A 23070-nucleotide genomic window follows, 5' to 3' on the forward strand; every position below is an offset into this window, starting at 1 on the left:
TGTTGTCTTGCTGACATTAAGTTCAAGCGATACTCATTACGCGTGGACAACAAATTTCACGCTGAATAACTTTAAGGATAAACGCTAGTGATTGAACTGGTAGATGAAAAAACTATCCAACAATTGATCGCGGATACCTCTTCTGAAGTGATGCCAATGCTTATAGATCAATACATTGAAGAAATGCAGCACCGCATTGAGAACATTGAACGTGCTTTCTCCAGCCAAGATTATGCTCAACTCGAATTTGAAACACATGCACTTGGGAGTTCGGCTCAGGCGCTCGGGAACCAGGCACTTTCTCATTTAGCTCGAACAATAGAACATCTTTGTATCGATAACGAACATGAAAATGCGCTCAGCTACCAAAAAGACTTCGCAACTATCTCTAGTGCTTCACTCATTGCGCTTAACAATAGAAAACGACAAGGCTTCTAAAAATTAGATCACAGCGCGCTATTTCAACGTCATTTAGGGGGAGCACCATGAAGGCAAAAGTACTCTTGATCGAAGACTCAAAATCACTGGCTATGCTTTATAAGCAATATGTCAAAGATGAAGCCTATGATTTTTTTCATGTTGAAACAGGTCATGAAGCTATGCGTTTTATCGAGAGAGAAGCACCGCAATTAGTTATTCTTGATCTTAAACTCCCTGATATACCCGGCGAATCCATCCTAGACTGGCTTGTTGAACATAACATTCCCTCTTCCGTCATTGTAGCGACGGCCCATGGTTCAATCGATGTTGCCGTTAATCTGTTACAGAAAGGCGCTAAAGACTTTCTCGAGAAGCCAATTAACGCTGACCGCTTAAAAACCTCAATTAATCTCCATTTACAACAAACGAAACTAGAGAGCCTTGTTGAAGATATCGAAAGCAAATTTGATCGTCGTCGATATCATGGCTTCATCGGTAGTAGCTTGCCTATGCAAGGGTTATATAAAATTATTGACTCTGTAGCACCAACTTCTGCAAGCGTATTTATTATTGGCGAAAGTGGTACAGGCAAAGAAGTGTGTGCCGAAGCGATTCACAAAGAAAGTAAACGCAATAACAAACCATTTATAGCCATTAACTGCGGAGCTATTCCTAAAGATCTAATGGAAAGTGAAATATTTGGTCATGTTAAAGGGGCGTTTACAGGCGCAACAACAGATAGAAAGGGCGCAGCAACCCTCGCCCATGGCGGGACCCTATTTTTGGATGAATTGTGCGAAATGGAACTAGAGATGCAAAAAAAACTACTGCGCTTTTTGCAAACTGGTACTTTCTCACCATTAGGAGCCAGCTCTGAGCACAAGGTCGATGTACGCATTATCTGCGCAACAAACCGTGATCCACTAATAGAAGTAGAACAAGGGCGCTTTAGGGAGGATTTGTACTACCGTGTGCATGTAGTACCGATTGAAATGCCGCCATTGAGAGAGCGCAATCACGACATAGTCACGCTCGCCAAACATTTTTTGAGACTTTACGCCAAAGAAGATGGAAAGCAGTTTGCGACCATAAGCGGTGATGCTGTTCCTGCATTAAAACGGTATGCATGGCCAGGAAACGTCCGTCAACTTCAAAATATTATACGTAATATTGTTGTTCTTAATGATCAACCAAAACTGTCGCTTTCTCTTTTACCCAGTCAATTCACATCAGGGAAAAGCACCGCACAACCTAAACAGATACTTGGCGATTCTTTACCTTCCCTGCAAGATTCATTAGAGCCGGTAATAAATGAGCCACAATCGCAAACCGTTGTCAGCCATAACGAAGTAAAACCAATGTGGCAGATTGAAAGGGACGTGATTCAACAAGCAATTGAATTGTGTGACGGAAATGTCTTGAATGCCGCTGTGTTATTGGAGTTAAGTCCCTCAACCATCTATCGAAAAAAACAAGCTTGGGAAACGAACGGTAATCCGAACGATGAATCTGTACTCTAGTAAAATGAAGCTCGACTCATACTTACTTTTTTGAGAATTACCAATGTTATAAGCAAAATCATTCTCAAAATGAGAAGCGGTTTATATTCGCCATAAAGAAGAGCAATAACCCACTGTTTTATATAGTTTATTTTTATGGCGCGCATTGTGCAATATGAACCTTATCAGTTGCTAGATAAGGTTTAACATGTCAAAAACAACAATAGAGAAAAGATGTTTACATCATTCCAATCCTTGTAATTTGCCAGCAGTCAGAGCTATGCGTCCTTCGGCGCCAATACCCCATCCTCTCATCAATGAGAGGATGGAAACAAACTCTATTCATCTAGGTTACAACTGGTCAACTCTACCCCACACTATTAATGCACTGTCGTCCTACAATAAAGGAGGTCGTCATGCGTGATATGATCGTTTTCAGTAATCACACAAGCGCTGTGCCGTCTAGCTCTCTACATTTAATCAAATGCTTACGCAATGTGGGTAAAGTGGTATGGGTTGATATACAACACACTGGATCGCCCCTTAATTCACCGTGGCAATCCAACACTGCAGAACATATTTTGGGCAAACTAAACCAAGATGAACAACATCAACGTTTTGCCTACAACAAGCACCACTTTGTGCAAGTTAAAAACGTACCACGTATCCAATCAGCAAAAGATCGCGAAAATGCCATACACCGTATACTGCAGAGCTTAAAGCCGCTGTTAAACAAATATCGTATCTCATCACCCATCGTTTGGACTTCAGAGCCCTATATAGCTGATCTCTTAAACCATTTAAGCGGTGCTTCATTAGTTTACTATTGCAATGAAGAAGCTGAAGCCCACTTAGGAACTGATCCGCAATTAATATTTGAACAAGAGCAAACCATGGTACGTAATGCCAACATCATATTTGGCTCAAGCGACATTATCTGTTCACGCTTTCCTCGCAATAAAACACTACTATTACCCCACGGGGTTGACGCAGAATTATTCTGCCAACCAACCATGGTTGCTAGTGACATGCCAAAACAAGCCAAACCTATTGCTGGGTTTTATGGTGTATTGGATCAGAAAATAGATTATCAACTACTCCACTATACGGCGCTTAATCTGCCAAATTGGAACTTCGTCTTTATCGGCGCAAATTTGCTGCCGTATTACCCATTACCAAGACTCAACAATATCCATTACCTTGGTCCAAAACATCATTGTGACTTGCCAAGCTACAGCCAACATTGGCAAGCCAGTTTACTCCCGTATAAATCTGCAATTGAACCTCTGAGTGTGATTCAAACCACGCTACTTGAATACTTAGCGGTAGGCGCGCCAGTTATCACTACGCCCGCACATAGTATTGAATCTTATGCGAAATACATCAACGTGGTTGAGAGTGCTCATGAAATGAGTGAAGCCTTAAAACTTGCCACTTATGAGCAAAAAACACCCAGTGATATTGTAATCAGTGATACTTGGCAAGTGCGAAGCCAATTCGTTAGCCGTATCTTAGATAGCCTATAGAAAAAATCATCGCTTTCATATGTGAGTCTCTCCACGTTTTAGCGCTTGAATAGAATGAAATTCAAACAAACCGAACATAACTACGCCAAACAGCTAAAAAACAAAGAAAATACTCTTGCACCCTCAAACAACTGTGGGTAATATCCATTTCGTTCTTAGGGGATGGGTCCGTAGCTCAGTTGGTTAGAGTACCGCCTTGACATGGCGGGGGTCACCAGTTCGAATCTGGTCGGACCCACCATCCTTGAAAAGCATCGTTATTTAGCTAGCAATGCAGAGAACATTTTGGATCCGTAGCTCAGTTGGTTAGAGTATCGCCTTGACATGGCGGGGGTCGGCGATTCGAATTCGCCCGGATCCACCATATTCGTTCTTATGAACAAGCACAAAGCCCGCTTTTTGCGGGCTTTGTTGTATCTTGCGATCAGGAATAATCTATCCTGTTATTAAGTAATATACTCTCATTACACTACCCCTTAGATACTGAATAGCTTTCATTAACAAGCTAATAACTTTAATACCGTTGAAAATTTCACACGGGTATATCACTTCTACTTTCAAGCTCATTGAACTGCCGTTGTCATGCTCGGTCTATATTTCATTCAAGACATACGATACAACACTTACTCGTTGATGCAGCGGGTCTGTGGTGAGGGTGAGTAGAAAATAAAAAGCATAACACTGGAAAAACGTTTAGACCGGAGAAACCTACGTATGACAAAAGCATTAAATATTCTGACAGAGTTAGGGATGCCTAGCACGATAGTGACCATCCAATCGTTAACCATATTAGTAGTACTCTCTTTGAATACGAATTCGAAACGCACCCATAATAATATTGGAATACGTAACTAGTTAAAATCAGTTATTAAGTTGGAAAATAAGAATACACAACTTCATGACAATATTATGTTTCAACAAAGACATTGGTAGTTTCGATTTGATTGATAATGTGTGTACCCATTAAGAAAGAGGTATTTGTCATGATTGATCTAAAATATTCAATAAGTGCGTTAGCACTATCACTCGTTCTCCCTTATGAGGTATCCGCAGATAATTTAATTACCGGCAATATTGAAAATGTAATAAAAACTAGTGATGCTTCAGCGCTTAATCGCAATGATACAAAAGATCTATCAATAATTTGTCCTGATGGATCGTTATCATCAAGTGATGAATGTACTAAAAACCCGAAAGACAGTTTTTCGTTTGAGTCAGCACCAGTCTCTGAAGAACAGCCGAAAGAATGCCCTGATGGTTCAACATCACCTGAATGTATAGGCAATAGTGATGAGCAATTTGTACTAACGTACACAGATGAGGAAGAGCTGCCGACTGAGTGCCCTGATGGTTCAACGTCACCTGAATGTACAGGCAATAGCGATGAGCAATTTGTACTAACGTACACAGATGAGGAAGAACTGCCGACTGAGTGCCCTGATGGTTCAACGTCACCTGAATGTACAGGCAATAGCGATGAGCAATTTGTACTAACGTACACAGATGAGGAAGAACTGCCGACTGAGTGCCCTGATGGTTCAACATCACCTGAATGTATAGGCAATAGCGATGAGCAATTTGTACTAACGTCGACAGATGAGGAACAACTGCCGAGTGAGTGCCCTGATGGTTCAACGTCACCTGAATGTTTAAGTGATGTTGTGGATGATTTCAGTGCTCTCAGCTAAAAGTAGAATGCTATTTAAGGATGGACGTTAAAGCTTGTTATGCTTTGGATTTTAATAAAGCACTAACCTTACCTTTAGGCTTAATTGATAGTTCAAAGCATAACTTTAGAAATGTTTACAAGTGAGGCGTTTCATGAAGAAAAAGATCCTTTTGGTTGAAGATGATCGGAATCTAGCAGAAGGTCTGATAAAGATACTAACTAAATCTGGCTATGAATGCTTAGTATCAAATTGTCTTTCAGATGTTAGTCTATATTGGCAGGATGCCGATATTGCTATTGTAGACCGCCAACTCCCTGATGGTGATTCAATATCACGATTACTCGATTGGAAGAATCGAAAAAATATTCCGATCATCGTAGTTTCATCATTATGTTCTGTGAAGGATAAGGTTTCTGGTTTAGATTTTGGGGCTGATGACTATTTATCTAAGCCATTTTCAGAATATGAATTATTGTCCAGAATTAAGGCAAAGCTCAGATGTTATGATAGCACTAACGAGAATATAATAGTGCTCAACGATTTGACTATTGATAAAATCAAGCAGCAAGTTTTCCATTTTAATCAACGTATTGATTTAACCCGAATGGAGTTTGAGTTGCTTTTATTTCTTGCAAGTAATATTGGGTGTGTTTTTACAAGGAACGAACTCCTTGAACATGTTTGGGGCTATAATAATTATCCAACAACTCGTACCATGGATACACATATACGACATCTAAGGGATAAACTTCCCGGTATTAAAATCGAAACACTTTATAAAGTTGGCTATAGACTGAAACTCTCTTAAATCATTGTGAACATCATTATTGAAAATATTTTGTTTTACGAACAAATAATTAAGATTAACATCCATTTATTAACTCAAAAATCCCTCCGTCGCTACTTCTTCAATGGAAGCTACCATGCTGACTACAGAAGCCAAGACGCAAGTCGTTTGTTCCGCCAATACTTATACCGCTATTGAACGAATTACTACAACTGGCAACGACCTCATGCATACAATGATGGTGTGCCAACAGGTTAAGTAAATCATTTACTGTCCGGAAATTGTTGACCACAGCAAACATCACTTTGTATATACAATTGAGCCTCTACTTCCGTTACCCACTAGCGTAATGGAAGTAGAGGCCTATTTGATATAATGACGTTTACTCACCCATTAGAGGCAAGCGCAATACAGCTCTTCTATTTCTTCCGGCGTAGGCTGACGCGGGTTGCCACCCAAGCATGGATCGGCAAGTACTTTCTCAATCCAATTATGGCAATCTTCTTTGTTAATACCTAACGTCGCCAAGCCTGTTGGAATGCCAACACGACTTGATAAATTACGAATCAGATCCACAGCAAGATCTGCCGCTTGTTTATTGTCTAGACCAAGTGTATCCCCGCCCATAACTTGGGCAATGTCACGGAAACGCTCTGGAAATTTTTCTGCATTGAATGCACACACTTGTGGTAAAAGAATCGCATTACATACGCCATGAGGTAGGTTATGCGTCGCGCCAGGTTGATGTGCCATAGCGTGAACTAAGCCTAAGCCAGCACTGTTGAAGGCCATTCCTGCTAAAAACTGGGCATTTGCCAATTGTTCGCGCGCTTCAATGTTTTTGCCATCTTCCACAGCGACAGGTAACCATTGTGCGATCAGTTTGATTGCTTCCAACGCAGTCGGCTTAGTCAGTGCGTGCGCACCAGGTGTCACATAGGCTTCAACCGCATGTGTAAGTGCATCCATCCCTGTTGCAGCCGTGACGTGTGGTGGTAAGTTAACCATTAGTGTTGGATCATTAACCGCAATATCAGGTATTTGCTTTGCATCAATGATCACCATTTTCACTTGGCGTAGCTCATCCGTAATTACAGAATTGGAGGTCATTTCTGCAGCTGTACCAGCGGTAGTGTTGATAGCAATAAAAAAATTACCAGCGTTCTTCACTTTACCGACACCATCATAATCGACGATATCACCCGGGTTTGAAGCAACAATACGAATTGCTTTTGCACAATCCACAGGGCTACCACCACCCACTGCGATAAGACAGTCACATCCGGACTCTGTATAAATCGCCAACCCTTCTCGAACGAGTGTTGCCGTTGGATTTGGCGTCACTCTATCAAATAACACATAATCAATTGCTGTTTGGTCAAGTAACTCAAATAAATGGTCTAAAATCCCCAACTCAACAAGGTTCTTGTCGGTAACAACCAAGACACGCGTTACTGGTTGCTGAGTTAATGAAGTAATTGCGTCATCAACTGCGCCAACACCTGAATAACTTAACTTAGGTAAATTTAGTGCAAATGCCATTTTAATAACTCCCTTACTTTTCTACGCGCAAGCCGTAAGACTTGAATTTTTCAAGTACCACTTGCATTGATTCATCATCTAATACCGGTGCTTCAGGTGTAATCGCGAGTACTTTTAAATATAGGTCGGCTAAGACCTCTACTTCATGTGCCAACCAAAGTGCTTTCTCTAAGTTCACTTCACCTGCAATCAAACCGTGATGTTGCAGCAATATCGCTTTACTTTTCGTGATGCCCGCTTCGACATATTCCGCGAGTTTCGTACTACCAAATGTTGCGTAAGGAACACAAGGAATTTCAGTTGTTCCAGAAACGGCAACCATATAGTGAATAGCTGGAATGGATTTATTCAAAATTGACACTGCTGCGCAGTTAATTGCATGGTTATGTACAACTGCATTAATATCACCACGTTGCTTGTAGCAGATCAGATGGAACAACCACTCAGACGATGGCAATTTACCCTCTTCAAAGCTACCGTCTTGAGCAACATAAACGATATGATCTGGCGTGAGTTTTTCGTATGGAATTCCTGTTGGAGTAATCAACATTCCGTTGTCAAAACGTACGCTAATGTTACCGGCTGTTCCTTGGTTCAAGCCTAAACGTGTCATTTCTAGGCAAGTGTCGATAATTTGTTGTGAAAGTTCTACTCGATTCATTTTCATATTCCTTAAATACTAGTCACGCCTTTTTTGAGGATAATGTTTCCATATTTTGCCGTTTCACCCGTCAGCACGACGGCGTAGCACTGTTTCACTCGCTCGTAGAAAGCAAAACGTTCAACTCTTTCTATGTGCTCTACTGTCACGTTAGCTTCTGACATAGAGTGGAGATACTTCTCTTCTACTGATGCATCAAGCTCATCGCCCGCTACTGCTTGCATCATGATAAGAGGTTGCGGTACGTATTGATCTAATTCGAACAGTGGCGTTACACCTGCCAACAAGGTATCCACTCCTACTCCGTCACAACGAATGACATTTTGGCTAAAGGTATGTGCGGGAAAATGTGCATCGGCAAACAAAATCTCATCACCGTGCCCCATTTCAGATAAGGTCGCTAACAAGGATGGCGAAATAGCCGGATGAATACCTTTAAGCATAACTACTCTCCTTTACTGTGTTGGTTTGCGCGATCAACTGTGGGTTAACTACTCGTAACGACGGCTTCATATTCTGTTGCGCTATTTGTATGCTCGGATAATGCCCTGCGCCGTAAAATGCGAACATCGCTGCACCAATAACCGTCGCTTCAGTCTGCTCAACAATGTGCAAAGGTCGCTGCAGAGCATCGGCTCGTAGTTGATTCCATAACGTATTTTTGGTACCACCACCCACCGCCACCACCGGACCGTCATTGAGATGGCAGAGCTGATTCAAATAATCAAAACGTTGCTTAAGCTGTCCACTCAATCCCTCAAAGACCGCTCGGATAATTTGCCCTCTAGTGGTATGAATCGACAACCCTTCAATAGCGCCTTGCCCGACCCCATCTGAATCGGTGTTAAAACTAGGCGTAAAGACTACTCCACCAGCACCCGCTTCTTGTGCTTCTTTAATCATGGTTGCGTACAAGTTGCCATTGCTTTGTTCGATGGCAAAAAATTGGCTTGCTACCCACTCAACAACAGCACTTGATAACCACTGCGTTGCTGGGTTATATAACCCCCTGACTGAGTCCAGTTCTACAGTAACGCCATTTTCAAGAGCTTGTTGGTTTAACGCTGGGCGCTGGCTACGCGCCATTAATATTTCCCATGTACCTGAACTTAAGAATGCTTGATTTTCTTCGGCACCAGAGCCAACCAACGCAAACTGAGTATCGTGTCCTGCTGAAATGACTGGCGTATCAGAACGCACGCCGAACAACTCACCAATACTTGGGCTAACGACACCAACTGATTCACCCGCCATCACAAATTGAGGGAAACTGCTGTCTGTCAGATCCAAATAATTCAGTACTTGATGATTCCAACCTCCATTGTCGAGGCTGGTCATCATGGACGTTCCTGCCATGGTAAAGTCTGTACTCAAGACCTCGGTCAGCTTGTGTGTGATCATTGAGGAAATGAAGACAAACTTATCCATATTCGAGTACGTTTCTGGTTCATACTCTTTAAGCCAACGTAATTTGTATAAGGTATTAAAGCTATAATCACCAATTCCGTTATTACGATAGAGATCAAGGCGATCCAGTTCTTTTTCGACCAGCTTCATCATAGGAATGGTTCGAGGACACTTCCAAGAGATGATGGGATAAATCTGCTGACCACAACTATCGAACGGCGCACCATCAACCCCAAATGTTGTCACAGTAAAAGCCACAACATTCTCGCCTCCAACTTCACTAATTACGTGTTGCGCACATTTGACCAGCTTTTGCCAAATCTCTTCAAAATCCCACACATGCAAATCGTGGTTTTTCTTATCATGCTTAGTCGCATTTTTAATGAAGTGAGAAGCAACAATGTTTCCCTTAGGGTCAATTGCGATGGCACGGAGGTTGGTCGCACCACAATCTAAAACAATCACTACTGACATAGGAACTCCTAGTTGGGCGGGAATATCCCGCCCATTACGGTTACTTGTACAGAGGACCGAAGTTTGCGCAAGCACGGTAGTCTTGCCCTTCTTTATCCTGTCCAAATGCACTCCATGTATGAGGACGGAATACATCTCCCCCATCCACGTTATGCATCGCAACTGGAATACGCAGCATAGATGCCAGTGTAATCAGATCTGCGCCTACGTGGCCTGATGAGATGACGCAATGATTCGCGCCCCAATTTGCCATCACGGAATACACGTCTTTAAATGCACCCTCACCATTTAGACGTGGCACAAACCAAGTTGTTGGCCACGTAGGGTTGGTTCGTTCATTTAAAGTTTCATAGACTTCTTGTGGCAGCGCTACTGAATGCCCCTCGGCAATTTGAAGCACAGGTCCAACACCTTTAATGATATTGATTCGGTGCATCGTAAATGGCATACCGCCATGAGTTAGGAAATTTGACGAGAAGCCGCCGCCGCGGAAATATTCAACATCTGCAGGTGGCCATTTCGTCGCGCTCAAGCACGCTTCTGCGTCTTGTGCAGTCATATCCCAATGTGGTTTTATTACCGAATCACCCTTCTCGTCGCGTGATTCACCGCATCCATCTAATGCTGCAGAACCTGAGTTAACTAAATGGATGAAACCTGCTTCAGGACGGTAACCGCTTACGCGTTCAACAGAGTCTTGAGACCAGTAGGTACGTACATCACAGAATATTTGTGCTTGACCAGTCAGCATTTTACCAAACAACATATTCACGCCGTTCAAACAGTCATTTTCAGTTGCAATAACAAACGGTTCACGAACGCCATTCCAATCAAATGATGAATTGAGGATAGCTTCGCTGAAATCACCATTAGGTAGATGATCTGTCCAATGACGTTGACCTTGGAAACCACCAGCGACGGCGTTATAGCCCATCGCCTCCTCACCAAATCCTATTTCCGCTAGTTTCGGATTACCTTGCATCATGTCACGCATAATCATGGTCATCTTCACTACAGTTTCCCAATCTTGTTCTTTGCGTTCCGCCGTCATTGAGATCTTGTTGTAATCCTTACCTTCCTGGCAATGTTCTTTCGTCCATCCAAGCGCTAATTCAAACTCTTCTTTATCAAAGATCTCACGGTCAAGGCGGCGTTTAATTTCCGTCATATCGACGTACTCATTTCGCATGCCTAGGTAATGCTGGAAGAATGCTTGGTCAACAATCGAACCTGCAATACCCATTGAAACAGAACCCATTGATAAGTACGACTTACCGCGAATACTCGCAACCGTAAGACCAGCTCGACAGAAACGCAAAATTTTCAGTTGCACGTCATGAGGAATTGACGTGTCGTCCTTGTCTTGCACTTCTTCCCCGTAAATAGAAAAAGCAGGCAAGCCAACTTGTGAGTGCCCTGCCATTGCAGCGGCCAAATACACCGCCCCTGGACGCTCGGTACCATTAAAACCCCAAATTGCCTTTGGCATATGTGGGTCCATATCAATGGTTGAGGTTCCATAACACCAGCAAGGTGTTACAGTGATGGATAACCCAACATTTTCACGTTTAAATTGGTCAGCACAGGCTGCGGACTCGGCAACGCCGCCAATTGTCGAATCTGCAATGACACATTCTACATTTACGCCGTTAGCGTGCTTAACATTGTCATTAATAAATTTGGCCAGGTTCTTAGCCATGTTCATTGTTTGCTCTTCAAGAGACTCACGAACACCAAGACGACGACCATCAATAGTTGGGCGAATACCGATTTTAACTAAGTTGCTCATTTTAATATTCTCTTATTTCACGTTAATTTTAACGACACTAATTAAATTTCCTACGTATTAATTCGAAGAAAAAAACCAGTACATTTATTACTAAGATTTACAATTAATTATCACTTTCAACAAGAATTTAAAAACACGCATTCAAATACGTAATAATCATGACTTTGTTGTTGGCTTCCTAACTAAAGTTTTTAAGAATCGTCATTTAATTAAAGTATATCCTGCGCAATACTCACCACTTAAAATACACATCAAAATTCTATCACTTATAGCAATTGCCACATTTTTGATAATTAATTAACACTTACTTATTCCATAGAAAATAAGTCAGACAATATAACAATCGCACGTTATCAACGCCTTAACTAGGATACAAATTTAATACAAGAAACCTTGATTAGGAAAGAGAGTATATTTGATATCGCTCCCTTTCCTATTTAGCTAATGCAGTCTATCAGACGGTTACTTACCAAATGGATAAAGTAAAGTGTGCATATCTGGGTTATCGATATTATCCATCGTTACCACTTTTACAGGAATATCGATGATATTAGATACTTTTTTACCTTCCAATACATTGTAAAGCGTCGTTAAACCTTGATAACCGATTTGATAAGCATCTTGGACAACGAAACCTTGAATTGTTCCAGCTTTAAGAAACGCAATAATACCTTCGGTATTATCAAAACCCATTACTTTAAGTTCGCCTGCTAAGCCAAGGCTGTCTATTGCATTCGCAACACCTAAAGTCGCCCCTTCATTCGTCGCATAAACAGCCGCTAGGTCTGGATTAGCTCGAACCATGTCAATGGTTTTATCCATGGCTTTTTGAGGGTCACCGTCACTGTATTGAACTTCTAACACCTCAATATTTGGATATTTTTCTGCTATTGCATCAATAAAACCCTGCGAACGTTCGACGGCACTTTGAGTACCAGCAACGTGGGCAATAATGCCTACTTTGCCCTTTCCATCAATCATATTCGCTAGGGTTGTCGCAGCATCTGCACCTGCTTTAATGTTATTTGTGGCAATAAAGCTTTTTGGAATGTCGGAGTTAATACCAGAGTCAAACGTTGCGATCTCAATGCCTCTTGATTTCGCCTCTTCAACCGGAATAACAAGCGCGTTAGAGTCAAGAGCAGCAAGCAAAATAGCATCAGGTCGACGAGCCATCATATCTTCCATCAACTGAATTTGCTCTGAAACTTGAGTTTCTGCAGCGGGGCCGACAAAACTCGTTTTAACACCCAGTTCTTTCGCTGCTGTATCTGAACCTAATTTAACCGTTTGCCAAAACTCGTGTTGATAACCTTTACTAACGACCGGAATATAAATGTCATCTTTTGCTTGTGCTGTACCCATTCCAACCATTGCTATTGTGGCGAGTAAAGTGAGTTTTATTGATTTCATTCTAAATTCTCCAATATTATATTGTAGGGCTTATCTCTTAATTAATAGAATCAGTTATTAAATAGAACATTATTTAGGTATATCTAACTACTTTATTTTCTTTCTTAGTGTATCTAAGTAAACCGCTGCAATAACAACTGCACCCATTGCAACCATTTGCCAAAATTGTGAAACACCCATCAGGTTTAAGCCATTTTTTAAAATGCTCATGATGAACGCTCCAATAATTGTACCTCCAATCGTACCGATACCACCCATTAGGCTCGTGCCACCAATGATTACTGCAGCAATCGCTTCAAGTTCGTACCCAACACCTGCTGTTGGTTGACCAGAATTCAATCGAGATGTAATAATTACGCCGGCGATACCTGTCATTAATCCACAGAATGCATAAACAAACATTTTAACGCGGTCAACTTTTATTCCTGATAAGTGCGCTGCATCTTCACTGCTACCAACAGCGTAAATATAACGACCAATGATGGTTTTTTTTAGAATATATGCAGCAATTAAAGCTAATATACCGAAATAGATAACTGGGTAAGGGATTACATCAAATAGTTTACCTTGCGCAATTAATTTAAAAGTTGGGTATTCAGTAAAATAGAGAGCTCGCCCATCAGTTAGAACTAAGTTAATGCCACGAATAGACATCATCAGACCTAATGTCGCGATAAAGGGTGGAATAGCCAATCGAGTGATCAATGCTCCATTAACAGCACCACATGCAGCACCGGCTAACGCGCCGATTAACACACACACTGGTAATGGTAAACCTACTGAAGCGGCTAATCCCACTGCGACACCTGAAAATGCCATCACAGAACCAACCGAAAGGTCGATACCAGATGTAATGATGACATAAGTTGCACCGATTGCGATAATACCGATCACCGCGGTTTGCAACGCTACCGTTAATAGGTTGTCAAAGTTTAAAAAATAGGGTGTACCAAGACTAAAAAATATCATTAATATGACAAGACTAATTAATGGCGCGAGCTTCATTATTAACTCTTTATCAATAAGATTCTTCTTTTGCGCTGGAGCAATATCTTTCTTAACAGCACTAGTATCACTACTCATTTTATTATCCCTCTAAAGTTGCATATTTCATGATATTTTGTTGACTTGCTTCTTCCGCTTGGAGCTCTCCTGTGATATTACCATTACGCATAACCAGAATTCGGTCGCACATCCCTAGCACTTCAGGAAGTTCAGACGAAATCACTATTACTGATTTGCCTTGCTTAGTTAGTTGGTTAATTAATTCGTAAATTTCCAACTTAGCGCCAACATCAATTCCTCGAGTTGGTTCATCAAATATTAATATTTCAGTATTTTTACATATCCACTTCGCAATAATGATTTTCTGTTGGTTACCGCCACTAAGATTACCTGCCAACTGTTCCAAATCTGGTGTTTTTATCCTTAATTTGTCTTTAAGTTCTTGCGAAATATTCGTAGACGATAACTCATCGATAATTCCAGCAATATTGGAATAATCATTAAAACTACTCAACATTATGTTGTCTTTCACTGACATCCCTAAAGCCAAACCATCTTTCTTCCTATCTTCTGTTAGATAGGCAATTCCAAGCGAAATGGCTTCATGAACATTTTTAATCTTAACCGGCTTACCAAATAATTTTATCTCACCGCTATCAATGGGATCAGCACCAAAAATTGCACGTGCCACTTCCGATCTTCCTGCGCCCATAAGACCAGAGAAACCTAAAATTTCACCCCGTTTTAGTTTGAAACTGATGTCATTGATGACGCCTTTTCTCGTTAGTTTATTAACTTCGAGAACAATTTCCTCTGTGGGTTCATTTGCTCGTTTAGGATAAATATCTCCAAGGTCACGACCGACCATCATTGCAATGAGGTCATCGACTTTGACGGTGTGATAATCCACTGTACTAATGAAAGTCCCATCACGCATAACCGTCGCTCGGTCAGCAATCAAGGCGAGTTCCTCAAGGCGGTGTGAAATGTAAACGATGCCGACTCCCTGAGATTTCAGCATATTGGTGACTTGAAATAAGCTTTCAATTTCAGACTCAGTCAACGCCGCTGTTGGTTCATCCATGATCAACACTTTCGCATTTACGGATAACGCTTTAGCAATTTCTACCATTTGCTGTTGGGCAACCGTTAGTTGTTCTACTAATGTGTCGGGTTGAATATCGAGATTCAGTTTATCCAACAGTACTTTGGTTGCCTTATTCTGAGATTGGTCATCAAGAACCCACTTATTGCTTCCTGTGAATTCTCTACCAATGAATATGTTTTCAGCTACAGTCAGTTCTGGAAACAAGTTGAATTCTTGGTGAATGATTGCAATACCTTTCTCTAACGCCGAAATAGGGCTGTTAAAAGTCACATTTTTACCTTCGTAAACAATATGACCGTCATCGGGGATATGAACCCCTGAAAGTATTTTCATTAAGGTAGATTTGCCCGCACCATTTTCTCCAAGTAACGCATGAACCTCACCTTTTTTAAGATTGAAACTTACATTATCAAGAGCTAATACACCTGGGAAGCGCTTGGTAATCCCTGTCATTTGTATAATTATTGAATCCATATACCGCCTCCTAGATTTCAGCCATCATGTTTTTGTATTTCATTTGGTCTTCGTGCATTTCTAAGAACACTTTATATTTGGCATCATGAAAATCCTTATGAGTCACATCGGGGTTTATACGTTTGCCCTCTCGCCCCATATTTTTTACTGCTTCCATCAAGCTTGGATATACCCCACTAGCGGTGGCACCCAGCATTGCCGCACCTAATATAACCGCTTCAGGCTCTTCAGAAAGAACTACATGGCACCCCGTAATATTGGCGTGTTCTCTAAGCCATATAGGATTTTTGGTACCGCCGCCACACATGGTTATCTTTGTTATTTCATGTCCATTTTTACGCATGACATCGATAATATGGCGAGTACCATAAGAGACTGATTGGATCGCAGCTAAATATTCAATCGCCAGAGCATCCAAGCTTTCTTCGAGACTAAGACCCGTCACCATGCCTTTTAGTGTTGGGTTTGCGCGCGGTGAACGATTTCCATGGTGATAACCCAGCATATGAAATTCAGCCATGAGGCTTGGGGTTTCATTCTCTAGCTCAAGAACTTTTTGATTTAAAACTTCATAGACAGTACGCTTTTCAACTTCCGCTCGTTGTCTCAGCGGTTCGTATTCGGAAGAGCTTCGAATCACGTGATCAACCAAAGCACCAGCAGCACTTTGACCTCCCTCTAGTAACCAATACTCTGGAAGCATCGCTCCCCAGTAAGGACCCCAAACACCTGGAACGTAAGTTTCTGTTTTAGTAACAGCCATGTGGCAAGAAGAAGTCCCCCCGATAATGGCCAATGTGGATTCTGGTTCATCACCAATAATGGCTAAACCGCCAGCATGTGCATCGATAATACCTGTCGATACGACTGTTTTTGTCGTGAGACCTAATTCAAACGCAGCAAATTTGCTAAGATGACCAGCACTAACGCCAAGGTCCGCAATAGGACCAACAACTTTGTTGTCAGTAATAATATCGGTTAAATTGATTTTTTCTAAAAGAGAGTGAGCCCAATCACTTTGATGTGCTAGGTAATTCCATTTACAGCTTTTTGTACAGACGCTTCGAACAGGATTCCCTGTCGCTTTAAATACAAGAAAGTCTGCTAAATCAAACAACTTATCAATATTTTGATATTGATCATACGCGTGTTTTTTTAACCATAAAATCTTAGGAAGCTCCATTTCAGGGCTAACTTCACCGCCGACAAACTTCAATGCATCATCAGCAGTAGAATTTATTTCATTCGCTTCATTAATAGCACGATGATCCATCCACATTATTACATTCTGGTTGTTATCGTTCGTTATAGAAATAGTAGTTTGTTTATTTTCAGCATCTAAAGCGACAAGTGAGCATGTTGCATCAAAACCAATGCCAGATATATCTTCAGGGTCAACACCACTCTCATTTATGGCATCTTTAACTACTTTACAAACTTGATTCCATATATCAGAAGAGGATTGTTCCACATGATCTTTCTTAGGTCTGAATTGTATTATTGGGCAAACAGCCATGCCTAATTTGCGTCCCGTTTGGTCAAATACGCCCGCTCTCGCGCTTCCAGAACCAACATCCACACCGACCAGATAGTTACTCATTTATCAACTCCCTTTGGAATACGCTCAAAATATAGCCTGCTAACTCGTGTTAGCAAATTTATAGCAACGGAAAGTTGAACACACAATGTACAGATCGGTGAAATGTGATATAACGCTTGATAAGCGCAATGCACGTCTGATAAAACATGCGTTAATGCACAATATGTTTTTCATTTGAAAGTGAGAACATTAGGTAGAATATAAGAAGCGAATATAAAAAATGGCTATGACAATTGAACAAATCGCCAATAACTTAGGCGTTTCTATTACGACAGTTAAGCTAGTTTATAATGGCAAAGCAGATAAATATCGTATTTCAACGAAAACTCAATCTAGAGTGTTGAATTTTATAGAAGAGCATGGAATTACGGTAAATCAAACAGCAAGAAACCTAAAACTAAAAAAAACAAACACGCTAGGCTTAGTGGTCCCAAGGATAACAAATATATTTTTCTCATCGTTAATCGAGTGTTTAGAAAAAGAGTGCAATAAATCAGGATTTCAACTAATTACTGCATCTTCTTATGATCGAGATGATAAAGAAACTGAGGTAACACGAAATTTAATCGAACGTGGTGTCGACGGTTTATTTATTGTACCAAACTCAAAGCAACAACAGAAAGATACCATTAAAAAATACAATAATAAGCCAATTATATTTTTAGATCGGGATTATCAGATAGAAAACCAATCGACTATTGTTAGTGACAACTACCAAGGATTCCTTGAAATCACCGATCAAATCTTGGCAAAACAAGTATCTGAAATCTATGTCATTAGTGGTGATTGCAACCTCCCTAGTATTCGTTCCCGTTTACAAGGTTTCATCGATAGTTATAAAAACCACAACCTTTCTCCGGTATCAAACTGGTTACACGCTGTCACCAACAGTACCTTTGAAGACGGTTATAACGGTATGCAATCTCTATTTGAAGAACTCAATCGCTTCCCGGAGTCCATCGTTTTTTCTTCCTTACCCATATTAGAAGGGGCGTTACATTTCATTAAATCACATAAAGGCACCATTCCTACATCAGTGATCATCGGTACGTTTGATGACCACACAATGTTAGAGTTCTTACCTAACTCTGTCATTTCTGCGAAACAGGATGCTGTTAGCATAGCCAAAAATGCTTGCTCTTTGATTGGAGAACAAATCGACAACAAAGAGAATATCAATACAAAATTGGTCATCCCAACAACGCTGATTATTAGGAACTAGCCAGCTATTAACAGTGCTAGGGGGCGTAAAAATTGGAAGAGATACAACTTTTATATTAATCGATAGATTGATGTAATTTAGTAATATCCTTGATATGGCTGGGTCGGGTGCGTGTTCGCCTAGACCCGCCAAATACGCCCTTTATGACCATGAACAAAATTGGGCTTTGTTGTTTCTGTCCTTCCCGATCCCATCCTCCCTCAATAGCTATTGCGTTGTTTGACAGCCAAACTCCATTTGCCTTTTTTTTTTGATTCTCAAATTGAGAATTTACTTCTTCAAAAGTGACAAAAGTAAATGGACAAGTTTTATCTTATTGTAATTACTAAATTTAATTTTTTGGCACGGTCTATGCCCTAGTTATCCTAAACACTGAGGAGAACGAACATGGAACTACATAGAATTGAAATCACTGGTACGACGTTAAAGCTGGTTATTAACGGCAATTTAGATGCTGATGGTAGTCGAAGTGCTCAACCTCAGATCGACGATATAATTGCAAATCAAAGCCATAGCGAGGTCGAAGTCGACTTTAGAAACGTACAATTTCTTGATCCTTCTGGTGTTGGTGCACTAGTGTATTTATATAAGAGACTAGTTGAAAAGCAACGCACAATGAGAATCGAACGTGTCACAGGGCAACCTCTTGAAATCATCAGCCTTCTGCGCATCGACAAAGCGATTCCAGTGAACTCAAATGAATACTAATTATAAAGGGCAGTTGGCATGGTTGGAGAACGCACAGAACAGGCTTTGATAAGCATACAAAAAATGCGGAAAAATCGAGGCATCGCAGTTCGATTTACCATTGTACATTTAACATATCTGTTTGTGTTTGCATCAACTCTGTTCGGCTGTACCAGTTACCCACCCGAAAGTAGTGGCGGGCTTGCTGAACAACATATAGAAAATAGTTTTACACCAGTTATGCCAGAAGAACCACTTGGACCAGAGCATGGACTACGTTTCGATTGGCAATTAACCAAACTGCACCTCGACTCGCTGATCCGTGAAGGCGCGCGGTGGTGTTTTCCCGCCGCCGTTGTTCAAGCACTTGAGAAACAGAATCGGATTGCTCGAGAGCTTGAAGGCGGATTGCTACTTGATGCCGCTAATGATTTAGTGATTCAACGTAAACGGTTAGGCGAATTAGAACGTCAACTAGATTATGTCACTTCCCAAGCCAACTGCGTTCCCCCTCTCAATCAGAACTCGTTCCGTCAGCAACTTGCTGTCATTGATCAACTATTCGATTTACTGAATATAGACAATCAATTTGCGTTTAATTCAACTGAAGTGAACCCCAAATACATGGGACATCTTGCCCAAGCAGCCAATATCCTACGCGAGGACCCAAGCCTTAACTTATCCATCACGGGTCACGCAGATGCGAAAGGTGATGAACGATATAATCAGAAATTGGCCATGGACCGAGCCAAACAAGTCAAACGCTACCTGATCATTTTCGGACTCGAACCTGAGCGTATTACCACCCAATCGCTGGGAGACTCTCTACCATTATATGAAGGTGTGAGTGAAGGAATCAGACTCACCAATCGCCGCGTTAGTATTGAAGTTATCGCAACTCAGGAGTTAGCAGAACACAATCGCCAAGGAGGCTATCATGCGGATAATTAATCGGTGGTTTTTAATAGTATTGTTGCTGACTCCATTCGCCTTCGCCGAAAGTGATGTGACACGAGTGCATATCGGGGATTTGATTCAGGTAAACTTGCCCGGAGAGGAAACGCTAAACCGAGGTTTTCAAGTCGACAAACGAGGACGGATTGATCTACCCGAAGTTGGTACCGTTTACGTGGCTGGATACACCGAAGATAAGCTCTCTGAGGCAGTACTCACCGCTCTCAATGCGGTACATCGTGATCTCTCATCAGCCAGCGTTTATATCGCTGAGCAACAGCTGCTCATTTCCGTTCAAGGGTATGTCGAGTCGCCCGGAGAATATACACTCGCGCAAAATGCAGATGTTCAAACCGCGCTGCATGCCGCTGGAGGGCTTCGTTCGGGCGCGCAACTTGATAATATGATGGTTAAGCGTGGCAAAGAAAAAATTCCTTTTAACTACAAAGCTTTTTTGGACAGTGGTGATGAGTCTCTATTACCCTCATTACAATCGATGGACAGTTTATTTGTTCCCGCCTCTCCTCTAGTGGGAAATATCGAACAACAGTTTGATGCGGCGAAACAAGCCAATGCAGGCGACAGTGCCGACAGTCGCACAGCGATCAAAGTCTTTGGTGAAGTCAACGCACCCGGCTCATTCTCTTACAAAGCTGGTTCTAACTTGGTCGATATCCTAATGCGCGCAGGCGGCGTTACTCGTTACGCTTCCGTTGAGCAAATTCGCGTTATTAGTAACAACACGCCTAAATTAGTCAACTTGAAACGCTATTTAGACAGCGGTGATGATTCTATTCTGCCTCAGCTTTCTGAAGGAACGACTATTTTTGTCCCCAAACAAGAAGAAGAGATAAAATCTGGTGCAAACGTCGTCTATATCATGGGCGAAGTAGCCAGCCCAGGAGCCTACGAAGGCAAACAAGGCGCTTCATTTATGGACATTCTTGCCAACGCAGGTGGACCAACTCGCTTTGCTGAATCGCGTCAGATACGCCTAATAAAAGCGGATGGTTCGGTAATTAAATTTGATCTTACCGCCTACACGGAAGGATTAAATGGACAAATTCCCCCTAATATTTCACCCGGTGATGCTATCTTTGTTCCCGAAAAAACCGACATGAATGAAAAATCATGGTTAAAAATTTCACCAGATCGCGCTGTTAGTGTTATCGGTGAGGTTGTACGTCCTGGACGTATTGAGTGGTCGGACGAAATGGATTTAATGGATTTACTCGCGCACGTTGGCGGCCCTACCTTACGTGCGGATACAACCAAAATTGAGGTGGTCACAAGTAACGGTAAGCTGCACACCTTTAACCTCGATAAATTTATTATTAAAGGAGCACCTAGCCACGAACTTCCTTCTATTAGTGCGGGATCTATTGTACGTATCCATGACCTCCCACAAGACCCTTCAGATAATAAATCACAGTGGGTGAGGCAAAGTTCAGATGCATCGATCTATGTATTTGGTCAGGTTAACGCACCTGGTCGTTATCGATTCACTGAACAGATGCATTTTCTCGACATTTTATCAGCAGCCGATGGACCAACCAAAGACGCCGATATTCACAATATTCGCATTACTCACCGAGACAAAAATTATTCAAAAGTGAGTAAGTTGAATTTATCAATGTACTTTGAAACAGGTGACGAGTCACTACTTCCCAATGTCACTATGGGCGATACCATTTACATACCGGAAAAAGACAAAATTTGGTTAGATCGCTCCAAAGAGTCAACGGTCCGAATTCTTGGTGCCGTAAATAAACCCGGTCGCTACGTATTCAATGACAATATGACCATTCTTGATATCATCGCCGAGGCCGGTGGTCCAAGCGACAATGCCTATTTGGAAAAAATCTCCGTGGTCAATCTATCATGCTGCCAAGGTCAAGCGCGCACATTCGATTTAATTGGATTCAGCAAAACCGCCAACATTTATCAGTTACCTGTACTACGTGCTGGCGACACCATTTTTATTCCAGATCGCCGCGATAGTTTTCTTGAGAAAGCGCGTGTCGGCTTAGAAGATATCTTGCGCTTGACGACCACCATCGTATTAATTGGAGCATTGTGATGATCCCGGCAACACATAATGAAATTGAACAAATCTACCTCGCAGCCGAAAGCAACCATTCGCGTTCAATCTGCGTAACAGCCTGTCATTCTGGTGACGGTGTAACATCGATTGCTAGTGCACTCACCGAGCGCTTGCTATTGGCCGGCTACTCCACATTGTTGGTAGACTTTAACTTATTTAAATCTGGGTTTGAGCCCTACTCATTGATTGATACTCCAATCGATTCTGAAGTACAGTGGTTGCACCCCGTAAACAGCGAACGCCTCTTTACTGGTATTGCCAAACCACAGCAAACTTCCGCAATTGTGAATTACCGAAACCCGCAATTTCTAGCAACAAAAATCCAATCATGGTTGCAACATTTTGACCGTGTAGTCATCGACACTTCACCGTTGCTGCAAATTAATCGCGGCAATATACCCGCGCAAAGCGTTGCTAGTGCTTGTGACCACACATTGATTGTTGTACTAGGTGGGCACACCACAGAAACACAGTTAGACAAAGCAAACGAATTACTACTACGCAGCAACGCAAACATAATTGGCGTGATATTGAATAACATGCTGCAAGCCACGTTAGGGCAAGAAATCGTGCGCGAGATTAATCGCTTTAAATTTATACCTAAAAGATTACGAGACAAATGGAGCCGCGTTATTCTCAATAACGAGTGGCTGGCTAATATCGCCTAGCGTACTCATAACATGTCGCAACAAGAGATAATGAGCAAAAATAACTCGGTATGAGTAGTG

General features: G+C 41.6%; 20 protein-coding genes and 2 tRNA genes. 13 read left to right on the top strand and 9 right to left on the bottom strand.

Annotated elements, in window-relative coordinates; genetic code table 11:
• The first annotated feature begins 87 nt into the window (after positions 1 to 87).
• From L4C38_RS09790 to L4C38_RS09825, 8 genes are all read left to right on the top strand, one after another.
• Complete coding sequence (locus L4C38_RS09790) at positions 88 to 438, top strand: Hpt domain-containing protein (RefSeq protein ID WP_428797368.1); 351 nt, start codon at positions 88 to 90, stop codon at positions 436 to 438.
• Between the two features lie 47 nt (positions 439 to 485).
• Positions 486 to 1940 carry a sigma-54-dependent transcriptional regulator gene (locus L4C38_RS09795; RefSeq protein WP_428797369.1) on the top strand — a complete coding sequence of 485 codons (1455 nt, stop codon included), beginning with the start codon at positions 486 to 488 and terminating at the stop codon, positions 1938 to 1940.
• 395 nt (positions 1941 to 2335) lie between these two features.
• Positions 2336 to 3445 (top strand): glycosyltransferase family protein, encoded by a 1110-nt coding sequence (locus L4C38_RS09800; protein ID WP_428797370.1) that lies wholly within the window; start codon positions 2336 to 2338, stop codon positions 3443 to 3445.
• Between the two features lie 164 nt (positions 3446 to 3609).
• Positions 3610 to 3686 (top strand) — tRNA-Val (locus L4C38_RS09805).
• Between the two features lie 46 nt (positions 3687 to 3732).
• A tRNA-Val gene (locus L4C38_RS09810) sits at positions 3733 to 3809 on the top strand.
• Between the two features lie 619 nt (positions 3810 to 4428).
• Positions 4429 to 5133, top strand: a complete 705-nt coding sequence (locus L4C38_RS09815; RefSeq protein WP_428797371.1) for a hypothetical protein — start codon at positions 4429 to 4431, stop codon at positions 5131 to 5133.
• Between the two features lie 133 nt (positions 5134 to 5266).
• Positions 5267 to 5923 carry a response regulator transcription factor gene (locus tag L4C38_RS09820; protein ID WP_428797372.1) on the top strand — a complete coding sequence of 219 codons (657 nt, stop codon included), beginning with the start codon at positions 5267 to 5269 and terminating at the stop codon, positions 5921 to 5923.
• Positions 5924 to 6038: 115 nt separating this feature from the next.
• On the top strand, positions 6039 to 6164 hold the full coding sequence (locus L4C38_RS09825; protein WP_428797373.1) for a hypothetical protein: 126 nt from the start codon (positions 6039 to 6041) through the stop codon (positions 6162 to 6164).
• Between the two features lie 131 nt (positions 6165 to 6295).
• Here L4C38_RS09825 and fucO read toward each other — a convergent pair whose 3' ends face one another.
• The 9 genes from fucO to L4C38_RS09870 all read right to left on the bottom strand — a co-directional run bounded on the left by fucO (position 6296) and on the right by L4C38_RS09870 (position 17375).
• Positions 6296 to 7444 carry a lactaldehyde reductase gene (gene fucO / locus L4C38_RS09830; protein WP_428797374.1) on the bottom strand — a complete coding sequence of 383 codons (1149 nt, stop codon included), beginning with the start codon at positions 7442 to 7444 and terminating at the stop codon, positions 6296 to 6298.
• Between the two features lie 13 nt (positions 7445 to 7457).
• Positions 7458 to 8105, bottom strand: coding sequence for an L-fuculose-phosphate aldolase (gene fucA, locus L4C38_RS09835; RefSeq protein WP_428797375.1), 648 nt, complete (start codon positions 8103 to 8105; stop codon positions 7458 to 7460).
• 11 nt (positions 8106 to 8116) lie between these two features.
• Positions 8117 to 8548 (bottom strand): L-fucose mutarotase, encoded by a 432-nt coding sequence (gene fucU / locus L4C38_RS09840; protein WP_428797376.1) that lies wholly within the window; start codon positions 8546 to 8548, stop codon positions 8117 to 8119.
• Positions 8541 to 9986: an L-fuculokinase gene (gene fucK / locus L4C38_RS09845; RefSeq protein ID WP_428797377.1), complete on the bottom strand. Its 1446-nt coding sequence runs from the start codon at positions 9984 to 9986 to the stop codon at positions 8541 to 8543. Before fucK ends, fucU begins: the two co-directional genes overlap by 8 nt.
• Positions 9987 to 10026: 40 nt before the next feature.
• Entirely contained in the window at positions 10027 to 11775 is a 1749-nt protein-coding gene (fucI, locus tag L4C38_RS09850) for an L-fucose isomerase (RefSeq protein ID WP_428797378.1), read from the bottom strand.
• Between the two features lie 462 nt (positions 11776 to 12237).
• Positions 12238 to 13188 carry an ABC transporter substrate-binding protein gene (locus tag L4C38_RS09855; RefSeq protein ID WP_428797379.1) on the bottom strand — a complete coding sequence of 317 codons (951 nt, stop codon included), beginning with the start codon at positions 13186 to 13188 and terminating at the stop codon, positions 12238 to 12240.
• An 87-nt stretch (positions 13189 to 13275) separates the two neighbouring features.
• Positions 13276 to 14271: an ABC transporter permease gene (locus tag L4C38_RS09860; protein WP_428797380.1), complete on the bottom strand. Its 996-nt coding sequence runs from the start codon at positions 14269 to 14271 to the stop codon at positions 13276 to 13278.
• Between the two features lie 4 nt (positions 14272 to 14275).
• Positions 14276 to 15775, bottom strand: a complete 1500-nt coding sequence (locus tag L4C38_RS09865; RefSeq protein ID WP_428797381.1) for a sugar ABC transporter ATP-binding protein — start codon at positions 15773 to 15775, stop codon at positions 14276 to 14278.
• A gap of 10 nt (positions 15776 to 15785) precedes the next feature.
• Entirely contained in the window at positions 15786 to 17375 is a 1590-nt protein-coding gene (locus tag L4C38_RS09870) for an FGGY-family carbohydrate kinase (RefSeq protein ID WP_428797382.1), read from the bottom strand.
• A 220-nt stretch (positions 17376 to 17595) separates the two neighbouring features.
• Here L4C38_RS09870 and L4C38_RS09875 point away from each other — a divergent pair, with 220 nt between their 5' ends.
• The 5 genes from L4C38_RS09875 to L4C38_RS09895 all read left to right on the top strand — a co-directional run bounded on the left by L4C38_RS09875 (position 17596) and on the right by L4C38_RS09895 (position 23010).
• A complete protein-coding gene (locus L4C38_RS09875; protein ID WP_428797383.1) occupies positions 17596 to 18597 on the top strand; it encodes a substrate-binding domain-containing protein in 1002 nt (333 codons plus the stop codon).
• 387 nt (positions 18598 to 18984) lie between these two features.
• Positions 18985 to 19305, top strand: a complete 321-nt coding sequence (locus tag L4C38_RS09880) for an STAS domain-containing protein (protein WP_428797384.1) — start codon at positions 18985 to 18987, stop codon at positions 19303 to 19305.
• A 63-nt stretch (positions 19306 to 19368) separates the two neighbouring features.
• On the top strand, positions 19369 to 20235 hold the full coding sequence (locus L4C38_RS09885) for an OmpA family protein (RefSeq protein WP_428797537.1): 867 nt from the start codon (positions 19369 to 19371) through the stop codon (positions 20233 to 20235).
• Complete coding sequence (locus L4C38_RS09890) at positions 20222 to 22318, top strand: SLBB domain-containing protein (protein ID WP_428797385.1); 2097 nt, start codon at positions 20222 to 20224, stop codon at positions 22316 to 22318. The genes L4C38_RS09885 and L4C38_RS09890 overlap by 14 nt, the downstream gene beginning before the upstream one ends.
• Positions 22318 to 23010: a P-loop NTPase family protein gene (locus L4C38_RS09895; protein ID WP_428797386.1), complete on the top strand. Its 693-nt coding sequence runs from the start codon at positions 22318 to 22320 to the stop codon at positions 23008 to 23010. Before L4C38_RS09890 ends, L4C38_RS09895 begins: the two co-directional genes overlap by 1 nt.
• Positions 23011 to 23070 lie beyond the last annotated feature (60 nt).

It is taken from the genome of Vibrio kasasachensis (assembly GCF_050337565.1).
Lineage (GTDB): Bacteria > Pseudomonadota > Gammaproteobacteria > Enterobacterales > Vibrionaceae > Vibrio > Vibrio kasasachensis.